This is a genomic window from Prosthecobacter sp., from assembly GCF_020439865.1.
Taxonomy (GTDB): Bacteria; Verrucomicrobiota; Verrucomicrobiia; order Verrucomicrobiales; family Verrucomicrobiaceae; genus Prosthecobacter.
Genome location: NZ_JAGRPF010000113.1, coordinates 112919 through 126202, shown reverse-complemented (window position 1 = coordinate 126202; position 13284 = coordinate 112919). Strand labels below are relative to the sequence as shown.

Below are 13284 nucleotides of genomic sequence, written 5' to 3'. Positions count from 1 at the left end.
GAAGCGTTAAAACTCAAACTGGATCGTGCTGGTCTTTCCACGCTCGACCTTCACACTTTGCTTCTGGCCAAGGCAGGTGAATTCATAGCTGCCCTCCACAAGACTCAGCGTGGGCACCGCTCCGTCCTTGGTGCGCAACCGAAGGTAGGGGCTGACGCCGTGAGCCTCCGGGTCGGGTACGCTGCCGTCGGCCAGAAGAGGCAGGAAGGTGATCACCGATCCATCTCGTGCGCCCTTAATCCGCAACCTCACGCTTCCCTGCAGGCCGGGATTGATCTGAAGCGGGACTTCCAACTTGGACTTCAAGTCCTTCACCTCCACCCATTGCGCCGCATACACGCGGGGCAGCGGAATCAAGGGCGCAAAAGCGCGCATGCTCATGCGGGGAAAATTCGGAAACCTCGGGTTGTCTTCTTCCGGCTTAGGAGGCTCGCGTTCTGCGGCGCCGATCAGCAGCAGATTCCAGCCCTTTCTCGGGTTGGAGAGCAGGTATTCGCCCGTCCCTGCATTCTTGAGGTTCACCATCAGGACACCGCTTTGATAGGAGCCAGTGACCGGGCCACCACTCTCCTGGATGTCGATCCCGATGCCGCTGGACCGGCTGGCTTCCTGCATCTTGGGACCGACGAATCCTACCAATACGGCCTTTTCATTGATCGAGGGAGGAATCGTCAACGATCCCGCGATGGAGCCGAGCCCAAGCGGACTGTCTTTGGAACCGGTGATGACCGACCTTCCCGCCAGCACGGTCTTCCCTTCATCGGGCAGGCAAAGATAAATCCCCACCGGCAGCTCCCCGTCCGTGAAGGTGCCGAACTCCAGCACCATCGCATAATTGCCGACGAACTTGTCGCTGCCGCTGCGGGTGTTGTCTTTCCGCCTCCAGGACATCTGAACTGATGATTCATCTGGATCCCACGGTTTGGGATTCGAGGGGGCGGCTGTGGGTGTCACTTTCAATTTCAGACCTTCCAAGCTTGGTCCCAGCTTGATCCTCGGATCGTTGATCTGAATCGAGAACTGGTCCTGGTAGAAGCTGGCGCCTAGAGACTTCTTGTCGTCCTTCACCAAGAAGGTCAGGGAATGCCCCGTCGGGGCGATCGCCTGCGGCGTTGGCTGAAACTCCGGACAACCCGGCATGTGGCCTTGCAGCGGTGCATCCGGGATGCGGAGTTGATCCGGATCCAAGGACCAAGCCGGCATGCCAGCGGCGGTGGCGATATCCAGATGGCCCAGCACGGCCACGACCGACAAGATCAAAAACGCAGATGAGGTTTTCATAGGGAATGCAGCTGATGCTTGAAGAAATTGCTGAGGGAAACACCCGCAGCACTCATAACCGTCTTGAGCCTATCGGTCGCGGGTCGCGTTGGCAATCCTTGAGTTAAGTGGGCCAAACGTTGAGGCTGATCCCCTAGCAATGCCGAATGCGGTCGTCCCGGACTTAGTCCACACCTCCCTGCCCGCCAGCGTAACCTGCGATCCTGAACACGCTCAACAGTCTGCACCCCGCCAGGCGCATGGGCACCGTGAAAGAAGTCGCCAACGTCACCGCCTTCCTCTCCTCCTTCGTCAATGTCGCCGAATGGATGGTGAACGGTGGCTACGCCGCGCAATGAATGGACGCGAAGCACGCCTCTGGATGGCAATCACCCGCAAACTTCTTTGCGGATATGTTCATCTCTGGTGGCCGAATATCCGCCGTGAAAGCGGGCTTTGATTGCCAATCGCGTCTGCCTTAGCATTCTAACCGCCCTTCCATACCATGTCTGCCCCCCTGCTCCGCTACTGCCCCGACCTGTACAATTATCAGCGCCGTGAGACGCGCCCGGTCATGGTCGGCAACGTTCAGATCGGCGGTGGCGCGCCCGTGGTGGTGCAGAGCATGCTCACCAGCGACACGCGCGATGCGGACGCCTGCGTGAGGGAAGCTCTTGGTCTCGCCGAGGCGGGCTGTCAGATCGTCCGTGTGACTGCGCAGACACGCATCATCGCCGAAAACCTGCAGCACATCCGCGACGGCATCCGCGCCGCCGGATGTGACGTGCCGCTCGTGGCGGACATCCATTTCAAACCGGACGCGGCAATGGAAGCGGTGAAGTGGGTCGAAAAAGTTCGGGTGAACCCCGGCAACTACGCCGACAAAAAGAAGTTCGCCGTCAAAGAATACACCGACGAGGAGTACGCCGCCGAGGTGGCCTACATGGAGGAACAGTTCGTGCCGTTGGTAAAGGAATGCATCCGCCTGGGCCGCGCGATGCGCATCGGGACTAACCACGGTTCGCTCAGCGACCGTATTATGAACCGCCATGGCGACACGCCGCTGGGCATGGTGGAGAGCGCTCTCGAGTTTGCCCGCATCGCGCGTGCGCAGGGCTATCACAACTTTCTCTTCTCGATGAAGGCCAGCAATCCGAAGGTCATGATCGAGGCCTATCGCCTGCTCGTCGCGCATCTCAATCAGCTCGGCGCGGATTGGAACTACCCGATTCATCTCGGCGTCACCGAAGCTGGCGACGGAGAAGACGGTCGCATCAAGAGCGCCATCGGCATCGGCTCGCTGCTCGCCGACGGCATTGGCGACACGGTGCGTGTTTCCCTGACTGAGGACGCGATCTTCGAGATCCCCGTGGCCCAGCAGCTCGTGAAGCCCTACAACGAGGGTGCTCCCACGCATTTCGAGCACATCAGCAACGCGCCGCCTGTCAGCTACGATCCCTTCGACTACGTGCGACGTGAGTCAGAAACACTCACGATCAACGGCGTCAAAACCGGCGGCCACGAAACCGTTCCCGTATTCACCACGCGCAAGAAGTGGGATGCCGTCGCCCACAAGATCGACAAGCTCGGCGACTACAAACCTGAAGTCGTCCTCGAGGACAGCGGCGTGATCGAAATCGACCCGCGTGATGATGCCGCCATCGCGAGTCTCTATGACAGCGCCGACGCGAAGCTCGTCACCATCAAAGACGGCCTCAAGCTGCCCGTCATCGCCGCGTATCGTCTGCTCGCCGCCAAGCTGCAGGCACGTCATCCGATCCTGCTCAAAGACACGTTGAAAGCAGACGGCAGTGACGACTTCACCGAAAACCTCCTCGTCGCCGCCACCAACATCGGGTCGCTGCTCTGTGATGGCATTGGCGATGCAGTCATCGTGAACGGCGAAGAAGCGCCCGGACAGGCCCTGCGCATCAGCTACAACATCCTGCAGGCCGCCGGTGTGCGCATTTTCAAAACCGACTACGTCGCCTGCCCGAGCTGCGGCCGCACGCTCTTCAACCTGCAGACCACCACGCAGAAAATCCGCGCCGCCACCGGCCATCTCAAAGGCGTGCGCATCGCCGTCATGGGCTGCATCGTCAACGGCCCCGGTGAAATGGCCGACGCCGATTTCGGCTACGTCGGCGGCGCCCCGGAAAAGATCAATCTCTACGTCGGCAAGACTGCGGTGAAGTTCAACATCCCCGAAGACGAAGCCGTCGAGCGCCTCATCGATCTCATCAAAGAGCACGGACGCTGGTTTGACGCGCCCGCAGCCGCCTGATCGCTTCGGCGTTGGATTTAAAGGCGAATTCTTCCAGCGGCACGTCTTCCAACGCGCAGACCAGCGTCTCCATCACCTCGGAAGGCTGGATCACCACACGGCTGAAATCCGGAACGCGAGCGACGTAGCACAGGTCGATCGTCGGCCATTCGTAGCCTTGGAAGAGATAGCGATTGTTCAATGAAGCGAGGTAGGTGAACGCCGAGGCCGGAAGATCGATGCCGACTTCCTCCTGCGTTTCGCGGGCGGCGGCCATCTCGGCGGTTTCTTCGGGTTCGATGACACCACCGGGCAGACCGAGCCTGCCGAGGCCGGGCTCATGACCGCGGCGGATGACGAGGAGGCGGTCCTCGGCGTCGAGAACAAGCGCCACGGCGGCGGGGATGGATGTGATGAAGTGGCGGTGCCCGCAGGGACCGCATTGGAACTCACGCACACTGCGGGCGATCCAGTCGTTGCCGCCGCAATTGCTGCAGAATTTGAAGGGAGACTCAGCCATGTGCCTTTCCCTGCCGCCGGTGCGCACGCCATGCCAGCAGAAAGACGAGGACGCAGGCGGCTTTCATCACCAACAGCCACCAAGGATCCCACCACGCGCCGGTTTGCGCCTCGATGAGATCGGAAACGCCGAACACGGCGAAACCCAACGGCAACAGCCAGCGCCAGGGCATTTTCATGCCCAGCCGCACGGCCAGTATGAGCGCGATGACAAACCACAGCGCGGCTTCGCCGTAGTTGAACACGGCATGCAGGGACATCAGGGCCTCTTCGTTCACGACCGGAATGTTCTCCGGCGGGGCATTCCGTGGCAAGACACAACCCGGTGATATTTCTTCACAACGCTTCTTGGCTTGGAGCGCATCCTTTGCCAAGATGGCCTTTAATTCATGTCATGAGTAACAACCTCCTCCAGTCCTGGCTGCGCCTTCCCAATGGGGAGCGCCATGATTTGAACGGCACGTGCAGTGTCGGTCGGGCGCCTGACAACGCCGTGGCGCTCCCGGACAACGAGGTCTCGCGCCGACATGCCGTCATCCAGGCCCAGGGAGAGCGTGAGTTTTGGCTCGTCGATCTCGGCAGCGCGAACGGCACCTGCGTCAACGGCCGCCGCATCTCGCAGTCGGTGCGCCTGCACAACGGCGACATCATCCGGATCGCCAACAACGAGCTGGAGTTCTGCACGGAAATCCTCAGTGCCATGCATCCCGCCGGGAAACAGGCGATGGCCTCGACGATGATACAGATCCGCCAGGCACAGTGCTGGCTCATGGTCGCGGACATCATCGGCTCCACCAAGCTCGCACAGACGCTGTCTCCATCCCAGTATCCGCGGATGACCGGCACGTGGTTCAAAAACTGCCGGCAAGTGATCGACGAATGCGGCGGCCACATGTCAAAGTATCTGGGCGACGGATTCTTCTGCTACTGGGACGACACAGAAGACGGAGCGATTCAGGTGCGTCAGGCCGTGGCGAAACTCTATGAGGCACAGTCAAAGGCGAACCCGCCCTTCCGCCTCGTGCTGCACTTCGGCGCGGCCGCGCTTGGCACCGTTCCCACGATGAACGAGCTCAATCTGCACGGCCCTGAGGTAAACTTCGTTTTTCGGGTGGAGAAAGTGGCTTCCATGTTGAAGCAGACCGTTCTTTTCACCGAGGCCGCAGTAAACAAGATGCAGGCTGAAAATGAAGTCCGCCTCGCCGGAGAATGCGGCGTCGAAGGATTCTCCGCCAAATACAAGTTTTTCACGCCGAGTCATTGAAGCATGGGGGTAAATGGAACGTGCGGTTCATTGAGTGCATTTTTTTACTTGTCTTGAAAAAAAAGGAGGCGGCACCTTGCGGCACCGCCTACCTCTGGGTTCAACTGAATAACTCGGCTGACAAAATGCTTAGAACTTCCAACCGATGCGCACGCTGCCGAAGTGCGCCTGCTGGTCGTTGCGGAAGAACTGCCCCGAGTATCCCAGCAGCAGGCTCAACTGCTCGTTGAACGCGAAGTTCAACCCCGCGCCCGCCACCATGTAGTCCTGCCCGGGGGACTGATTGCCCCCGGCGGCCGTGAACGGCGCGGTGATCAATGACACGCTGGTGCCGTTGTTCTTGAGGTTCTGCCGCTCATAACTCAGGCGCACCTGCGGGGTGATCGTGGCCCAGCTCGTCTGGATCTTCTTGCTGGCACTCCAGCCCACCCGTGTGACGAGGGACTCAAAGCTCTGCTGGTTGTAGCGCAGCGCGGCCAGACCGCCGCCGGTTTCGCTGTAGGCATTCACGCTGCCGTGCAGGTAGTCGATGCCGGCGAAGGGGCCTGTGACCAGCGTGTTGTTCCGGAAGCGGAAGTTCCAGCCGGTGTTGTACTGCACCGCGTTGGTGTAGGTGCGCGTGGTGCCGAAGGCCTGCGGGAAGCCGAAGCCGGGATTGCGCCTGGAGTCCATCTCGTAGCTGCCGAAGCTGTAGAGCAGGCTGTTCCAGAAGTTCTTGCGCACGAAGGTGAGGTAGGCGGAGAGCGCGGGGCCTTCGAGATGCAGGCTGCCAAGGCCGCCGGTGTAGCTCTGGTCGCTGGTGAGGAAGGAAACCGCGAAGCCCAGGGCAAGACCGCGGGAGAGATGCCGCTGGATGCCGATGCTCGGCGCCCACGCGTCGGTCTGCACTCCGGCCTGGGTGCCGACGGCGCTGAGCTTGACGTTGCCGTAGTTCACGGTGGTGAAGACCTCGCACTGGCGGGAGCGCAGCCCCTTGCGGGCGATGGGATCTTCAGGTCCGTCGCCCTGGCCGACGATGACGCCGTCGTCCATGGCCGAGGCGAGACCGGCGTTGGCGGCTTCTTCACCATCACCGGCCATGAGGCTGAAGAGGTGGTTGTTGATGTCCCCGGTGACCGTCTGGCTGGCGTTGATGAGCATCGGCCCCTGCGCATTGGCCATCGGCAGGCCGGTGGTGAGGGCGGAGAGCTGCCCATTAGTGCTCGTTCCAAAGAGCCGCCATGAAAAGAGATCGGTGCCGTCGAAAATAAAAGTGTCGGTCATTGATAACACCCAATCTCCGTCAAGGAGCGAGCCGTTGAATCCAGCAATGCTGGCAAAAATTTTATTATTTCCACCAGACCCAAGAACAACCGTCGTGCCGAGATGACTCAAAGAAAAACTCACTTCGCTGGCAAAAAGATCTGTCATGAATAACTGCACACTCACGTCATTCACCTGCGCACCACTGGCACCAAGATTGATGGTGCTTGTTACCGAGGACCCAGTGGGAATGTCGTTTACTCCTGGACCGACGACATCAAACGTTTGAGCATTTGCAAGTCTGGCACCGCCAAAAAGAACCATGCAAAAAACTGAAAGCAGCACCTTCGGTTTAGATATAGAATTCATCACACAATGCATGGTTATACCGCTGGTGGAGTTAATTTTGAGCACGAATACACAGGTGTAGCGTCGAGCATGACATATGCCAAATCATTTGTCTCAAAAATGTTCCGTTTGTGTTTTATAAGAGGTTACTCAATATCTTGGCCGTGATCCTCCCAAAGAACACCCAAAATGGTCGGCAGTGCCGGTTTTTGATCCGTATCAGCGCAGTTTGCGCACTTTGCTCAGGCGGGATATTTTCGACCGCACAAGCTGATGATCAGATGGTGGAGCTAAGGTCCGCGCCGCTCAAAATGCCTGTGGGTGGCGAACATCAGTCTGCGGGGTTTTCAAAGATTACAGGAGCCAAAGCAGGGCTGGGATTCCAGAATTTCCTCAAGCCTGAAAACATCCGCAAATATCTCTACAACGGCGCGGGGGGGTGTGTCGGTGATTTCGACCAGGACGGACTGTCTGACCTCTACTTGGTTTCCCAAGATGGTAAGAACCAGCTCCTGAGGCAGACCGCTCCTTGGCAGTTCGAGGACGTGACTGCAGCCGCGGGTGGCCTGGACGGCGGTGAGGCCTGGGGTTCGGGCGCCAGCTTTGCCGATATCGACAATGACGGCGATCTTGACCTCTACGTTTGCAACATGGGCAAGCCGAACCTGCTGTATGTCAACCAGGGCAACGGGACGTTCCGCGAAGAAGGGGCGCTGCGCGGACTAAACTATGAGGGGGCCAGCGTCATGGTTTCCTTCGCGGATTACGACCGCGACGGGGATCTCGACTGCTATCTGCTGACCTACCGGCTCTTTCAACTCGCCGAGACGCATCCTGACATCAAAGTTCGCTATATTGACGGCAAGCCCACCGTGCATCCCGATCATCTAGGGCAGTATGCTTTCCTTAACGGTCATATGATGGAACTCGGGACGCCTGACCGGTTGTTCCGGAATGATGGCAATGGCCATTTTACGGATGTGTCAGGCGCGGCCGGTCTCGGCCTAGACCGCAACCAGGGGCTTTCCGCGACCTGGTTCGACCATAACAATGATGGCTGGCCGGATCTCTATGTGGCCAGCGATTTTTACCATCCCGACCGGCTCTGGAGAAACAACGGGGACGGCACTTTTACCGATGTGCTACCCGCCATGGCCAGCTACACTTCATGGTTTGCGATGGGCAGTGATTTCGGGGACATCAACAGGGACGGCTGGCTTGACTGCATGGTGGCCGACATGTCCGCCACCACGCACTACCGGCAAAAAATGGAGATGGGGGAAATGGGGCGCAATGCTTGGTTTCTCGACTGGGCCGAACCACGCCAGCTCATGCGAAACATGGTGTACCTGAATGCCGGCGGCCGGCGTTTCATCGAGACCGGTTTTCTTTCGGGACTGGAAAGCACCGGCTGGACTTGGGCGGCGCGGTTTGCGGATCTCGACTGTGACGGCTGGGAGGATGCCATCTTCACCAACGGGGTAGCGCGGGACGTGAACAACTCCGACCATCTGGCCGAATTGAAGCAACTGGAAACGGCGGGAAAGATCGCTGAGCGCCTCCAGGCGCTGAATGCATTTCAGAAGCCAGGGGATGACCGGAACAAGGTGTTTCGCAATCGCGGCGACCTCACCTTTGAGGATGTCAGCAAGCAGTGGGGCTACGACGATCTGACGGCCAGCTATGGGCTGATCCTGGCCGACCTCGACCGCGATGGCGACCTCGACGCGGTGGCCAACAACATGAATCAACCGCTCGGCATCTACCGCAATGACGCTGCGACGGGACATCGGGTGCTGATCGAACTCCGGGGGCGGCAGAGCAATTTCTTCGGCGTGGGTGCACGACTGCGGATGAAGACGGCTTCCGGCTGGCAGACACGGATGCTCAGCCTGACCCGTGGCTACCAGTCTGCCGACGAACCGGTGGTTCATTTTGGCCTCGGGGCGGATGCCATCATCGAGCGGTTGGAGATCGACTGGCCGAGCGGGGCCCGGCAGGTGGTGGAAAAGCTGCCGGTGGACCAGCGTCACATCATCATCGAGCCAGCGGGAAATTTTCAGCCAGATCCGGCACAGAAAGAAACGCCCGCCCAGCGTTCCTTGTTTGCCCAGGACAGCCTGCCTGACCTCGAGTTCATTCACGACGAAGATGCTTTCGATGATTATGCGGAACAGCCGCTGATCCCCTGGCGCGTTTCGCGGCTGGGGCCCGGTCTCGCGTTCGGTGACAGCAATGGCGATGGCAGGGAAGACCTCTGGGTGGGTGGTGCCACGAAGCAGGCAGGGCGCCTTTACCATCAGCAAGCCGACGGACGCTGGCTCGCTGCACCCACCGGTCCATGGAATGCGGACGCTGCCAGCGAGGACATGGGTGCGGTGTTTTTTGATCCCGACGGGGATGGCGACCTCGACCTGTATCTTGCCAGCGGCGGGAATCAGGCCCAGGTGAGTGACAAGCCGGTGCTGGAAGACCGGCTCTACCTCAATCTCGAAAACAAAAGTTATGCCGCAACCAAGCCCGACCCGGATGACAAGAAGCGCGCCTATGAAAGTTCGGGCACGGTGGCAACTGCTGACTTCGATGGTGACGGCAAGATGGACATCTTTGTCGCAGCCCGGATTGTTCCTGGAAAATACCATGAACTGCCCAGGCAGCGTCTGCTGCGCAATGCCGGAAACAAGCTGGAAGACGTGACTGACAGGGTGGCGCCGGGGCTGCTGGCGGCGGGCCAGGTCACCAGTGCCTTATGGACGGATGTCAACCAAGACGGGCGGCTGGATCTGATGGTGACGACCGCCTGGGGGCCGGTGCAATTGTTCCTGCAGAACCAGGACGGCAAGCTGGTCGATGCCACAAAAACGGCAGGTCTTGCAGAGGCCAAAGGCTGGTGGCAGGGCATTGAAGGCGGGGATTTGGATGGCGACGGCGACCTCGACTACGTCGTCACCAACTTGGGTCACAACACGAAATACCACGCGACCCAAGAGAAGCCGCTCCAGATCTTCGCGAATGATTTTGACGGGGACGGCCACTTCGATCTGGTGGAAGCCGAATATGAAGGGGATACGCTCTACCCCATGCGAGGACGCGGTTGCAGCTCTGCCGCCATGCCCTTCATCAAAGAGAAGTTTAAAACCTTCGATGCCTTCGCCAAAGCCGATCTGCTGGCGATCTACACCCCTCCCCTGCTGGAGACAGCACGGGTCATGACGTTCACAAATCTGGACTCTTCCGTGCTGATCAACGACGGCAAAGGCCGCTTCACGATCCAAGCACTCCCTATTCTGGCGCAAGTGGCCCCGTGCTTCGGCGTCGCGGTGGAAGACTTCGACGGCGATGGCAAGCTCGATGTGGTGCTGGCGCAGAATTTTTATTCACCGCAGCCTGAAACGGGGCGCATGAGCGGCGGGCTAGGGCTGTTCCTCAAAGGAAACGGCGATGGCAGTTTTACTGAAGTGTCACCCCTGCAAAGCGGCATTTGGATTCATGAAGACGCCAAGAGCCTGGCCGTCGGTGATCTGAACGGCGATGGCGCTCCGGATCTGGTTTGTGGCGTGAACAACGGAGCGCTGAAAACCCTGGTCAATCAAACGCGCGGACCGGAGGTGCGCTGGAGCACGATTGCCTTGTCAGGACCCAAGGGAAACCCGACCGGAGTCGGTGCCAGATTGGAGATCGAAACCAGCACGGGACGCAAGCTGATGAAGGAGGTGCGAGCAGGAGGGAGTTATTTGGCACAGTCCTCCGCCACACAGTTCGTTGCCTTGAGGAAGGATGAGTTTGTTCGCAACCTGACGGTTCACTGGCCACGCGGGCCGGTTTCGAAAACGAGGTATGACCAATGGACGCCACAAATCAAGGCTGCTCCATAGGCATCAATTGAGTCATCATATCCAGATGAGCAAAATCCCACGAACGTCAAAGGTCCGTCCTCCCCGCAGCCACCGCCTCGCGTATGTGCGTTGATCGCAGTTTCCCCAATTCTATCATGAGCTTTCCTTGTTACGACTCTGGAGACAGGTCCCCAAGTTCACGCGTGAACTCCCCCCGTCTCTTCTCGAAAATCATCCTGACCGCTTTCGTTTTCATGGCTGGCCTGCTTTCACTTCCGGCTGAGGAAACACGCCCGGTTCATATGAAGTCGGCAGTGGCTGCGGAGCAGTCACTTGCCTATCGCTGGCTCGACATCGCCCAGGAGGCCACCGCTCGCGAAGTCACCCGCAACGGCCCGCGCCCAACAATCATCGCCCGCACGCTGTCGATTTGGGCAACCTCAGTTTACGACGCATGGACGGCTTACGATGAAACGGCCGTCGGTTCCAGGCTTGGGGGGCGGCTCAGGCGGCCGGAAAGTGAACAAACTCTCGCCAACAAGGAAAAGGCGGTCAGCTACGCCTCCTACCAGGCGCTGCTCTACGTCTATCCTGAAGACAAAGCCTTCCTTGATGCCGAGATGCGCAAGGCAGGATTTGATCCTGATGTGGTTTCCACCGTCCCCACCCTGCCGGAAGGTATTGGATGCCTGGCTGCCGCAGCAGTGATCGACTTCCGTCGGAAAGATGGCGCAAATCAGCACGGAGATGAAGCCGGAGGTGACGGAACGCCGTATGGTGACTACACATACTACCGGCCGGTGAATCCGCCGGATAGAATCATTGATCCTGATCGCTGGCAGCCGATCACTTTCACTCTGGAGAACGGAAAGAAAGTGACGCCGGGGTTTCTGACTCCTCATTGGTACCGAGTGAAGCCCTTTGTGATTGAGAATTCAGCGCAATTCCGTCCGCCACCGCCGCCGATGACAACCACTGATGACGCCGCCCTACGCCAACAGACCGAACGGGTTCTGGCCTACAATCAAAAACTGACCAAAGAGGAAAAGGCGAAGGTTGAATTCATGCGCGACGGTCCCCGCTCAACCGGCCAAAGCGGCCACTGGCTGCGATTTGCCCAGGATGTCTCAAGACGCGACAAGCACACTCTCGACCAGGACGTGAAGCTCTATTTCGTGATCGCAAACGTGGCACACGACGCTTTCATAGCCTGTTGGGAGACGAAACGATTTTACGACAGCTCGCGCCCTTGGACCCTGGTTCGGCACTATTATGCCGGGCAGCGAATCATTGGCTGGGCCGGGCGTGATGGCGGAACGAAGGAAATGCCTGCCGAGGATTGGCATCCTTATTCACCACCATCGTTCATCACCCCTCCCTTTCCAGGCTATACCAGCGGACATGCCACCGTCAGCGGTGCCTGTGCCAAGATGCTCGAACTCTTCACTGGCAGTGACAACTACGGCTTCATTGAACAACGCCGACATTGTGAACTCACCGAATCCGACCCAGGATCAGAGGTCCGTCTCAATCTGCCCACCTTCTCATCCGTCGCAGAGATGGCCGCTCTCTCACGAGCGCTGGGAGGCTACCATATCCCGGTTGATAATGATGTCGGACTCAAAGTGGGACGCGAGATCGCGGTTTGGAGTTGGCCAAAGTATCAGGATTATTTCAAGGGTGCCGCCCAAGTGCGACCCAAGTGATTTTAGAAGTTAACTACCGAAGCACGCGAAAGAGGCGTATTGGCCGCTGACTATCCCCAAGTCGAATACCTCAATCCACCGGCTAGACCACACCACCGACCCCTTTGGGTTCTGAAGGCGGCGGCAGGGATGCACAGGCAGCCCCCGTGAAGCAGCGCTGATCGGAAGCCCCCGGCTCTCACGAAGATGCCAAACAGCACCGTGCTGCCAGCTGCAAAAAGCAACAGTCACATGGTAAAGAGCCTTGGAGCGAACTGCTATTGCGAAGCCTCACAGACACCGACGCAGCAACCGGCTGGCCTAGCGTTCCTTTGCCAGCTTGTTGTACTTCTCCACCAGCGTGTTGAACTCAGCCGTGCGGGCGTTGAGCTTTTCGATAGCCGAATCACGCTCGCGGGCGAGCTGCTTGAGCATCTCGTTCTGTTTTTCGATGGCGCTGTTCTGCGCAGTGACGGCTGCGTTGTGCTCCTTGATGGCATTACTGCCTTTGCCGAACGCAAGCCGGGTTTCCTCCAGGCCACGCTGCAGTTGCATGAGTTCACGCATGTAAACGGCGATGGTGATGCCACGTGCGACCGAGTCGGAGGAGAGATCGTTGTACTCGCGCGTGACCTCGACCAGCTTTGCCTCGACTTCGGCGCGAAGTTCGGTGAGACGCTCGATCTCCTTCTCGTACTCGCGCACTTTGCGCTCCGCCTCGATGCGCAGGGCGTTTTCGGCTTCGAGACGCTTCACCAGGTCGGTGATATGGCCGCGCAGGCGCGCCTCGCGCTTCCATTGCGCGACACAAACGACACACAGGCCGAGCGCGATGACGACGAGCAGCGTGTTAAGCAGGCGCTTCAT

General features: G+C 59.1%; 9 protein-coding genes. 4 read left to right on the top strand and 5 right to left on the bottom strand.

From position 1 onward, the window contains the following. Positions 1-6: 6 nt before the first annotated feature. The gene (locus KDL09_RS13405; protein ID WP_294385883.1) at positions 7-1281 is read right to left on the bottom strand and encodes a hypothetical protein; all 1275 of its coding nucleotides are present in this window, start codon (positions 1279-1281) and stop codon (positions 7-9) included. A gap of 484 nt (positions 1282-1765) precedes the next feature. On the opposite strand from KDL09_RS13405, the gene ispG reads away from it, so the two are divergent. Then, positions 1766-3544 carry a (E)-4-hydroxy-3-methylbut-2-enyl-diphosphate synthase gene (gene ispG, locus KDL09_RS13400; RefSeq protein ID WP_294385880.1) on the top strand — a complete coding sequence of 593 codons (1779 nt, stop codon included), beginning with the start codon at positions 1766-1768 and terminating at the stop codon, positions 3542-3544. On the opposite strand, the gene KDL09_RS13395 is transcribed toward ispG, so the two are convergent. Then, positions 3501-4043 carry an NUDIX domain-containing protein gene (locus KDL09_RS13395; protein WP_294385878.1) on the bottom strand — a complete coding sequence of 181 codons (543 nt, stop codon included), beginning with the start codon at positions 4041-4043 and terminating at the stop codon, positions 3501-3503. The two genes, ispG and KDL09_RS13395, sit on opposite strands and share 44 nt — an antisense overlap. Then, positions 4036-4356, bottom strand: a complete 321-nt coding sequence (locus KDL09_RS13390; protein ID WP_294385875.1) for a hypothetical protein — start codon at positions 4354-4356, stop codon at positions 4036-4038. Before KDL09_RS13390 ends, KDL09_RS13395 begins: the two co-directional genes overlap by 8 nt. Positions 4357-4436: 80 nt before the next feature. Here KDL09_RS13390 and KDL09_RS13385 point away from each other — a divergent pair, with 80 nt between their 5' ends. After that, positions 4437-5306: an adenylate/guanylate cyclase domain-containing protein gene (locus KDL09_RS13385; protein WP_294385872.1), complete on the top strand. Its 870-nt coding sequence runs from the start codon at positions 4437-4439 to the stop codon at positions 5304-5306. 129 nt (positions 5307-5435) lie between these two features. Here the strand turns inward: KDL09_RS13385 and KDL09_RS13380 are convergent, their stop codons facing one another. Further along, complete coding sequence (locus KDL09_RS13380) at positions 5436-6569, bottom strand: autotransporter outer membrane beta-barrel domain-containing protein (RefSeq protein ID WP_294385868.1); 1134 nt, start codon at positions 6567-6569, stop codon at positions 5436-5438. Between the two features lie 458 nt (positions 6570-7027). Between KDL09_RS13380 and KDL09_RS13375 the strand changes: the two genes are divergently transcribed. Together KDL09_RS13375 and KDL09_RS13370 are read left to right on the top strand one after the other, a co-directional pair. After that, on the top strand, positions 7028-10771 hold the full coding sequence (locus tag KDL09_RS13375; RefSeq protein ID WP_294385866.1) for a VCBS repeat-containing protein: 3744 nt from the start codon (positions 7028-7030) through the stop codon (positions 10769-10771). A 164-nt stretch (positions 10772-10935) separates the two neighbouring features. Then, complete coding sequence (locus KDL09_RS13370; protein WP_294385863.1) at positions 10936-12438, top strand: vanadium-dependent haloperoxidase; 1503 nt, start codon at positions 10936-10938, stop codon at positions 12436-12438. Between the two features lie 300 nt (positions 12439-12738). On the opposite strand, the gene KDL09_RS13365 is transcribed toward KDL09_RS13370, so the two are convergent. After that, positions 12739-13284, bottom strand: coding sequence for a hypothetical protein (locus KDL09_RS13365; protein WP_294385862.1), 546 nt, complete (start codon positions 13282-13284; stop codon positions 12739-12741).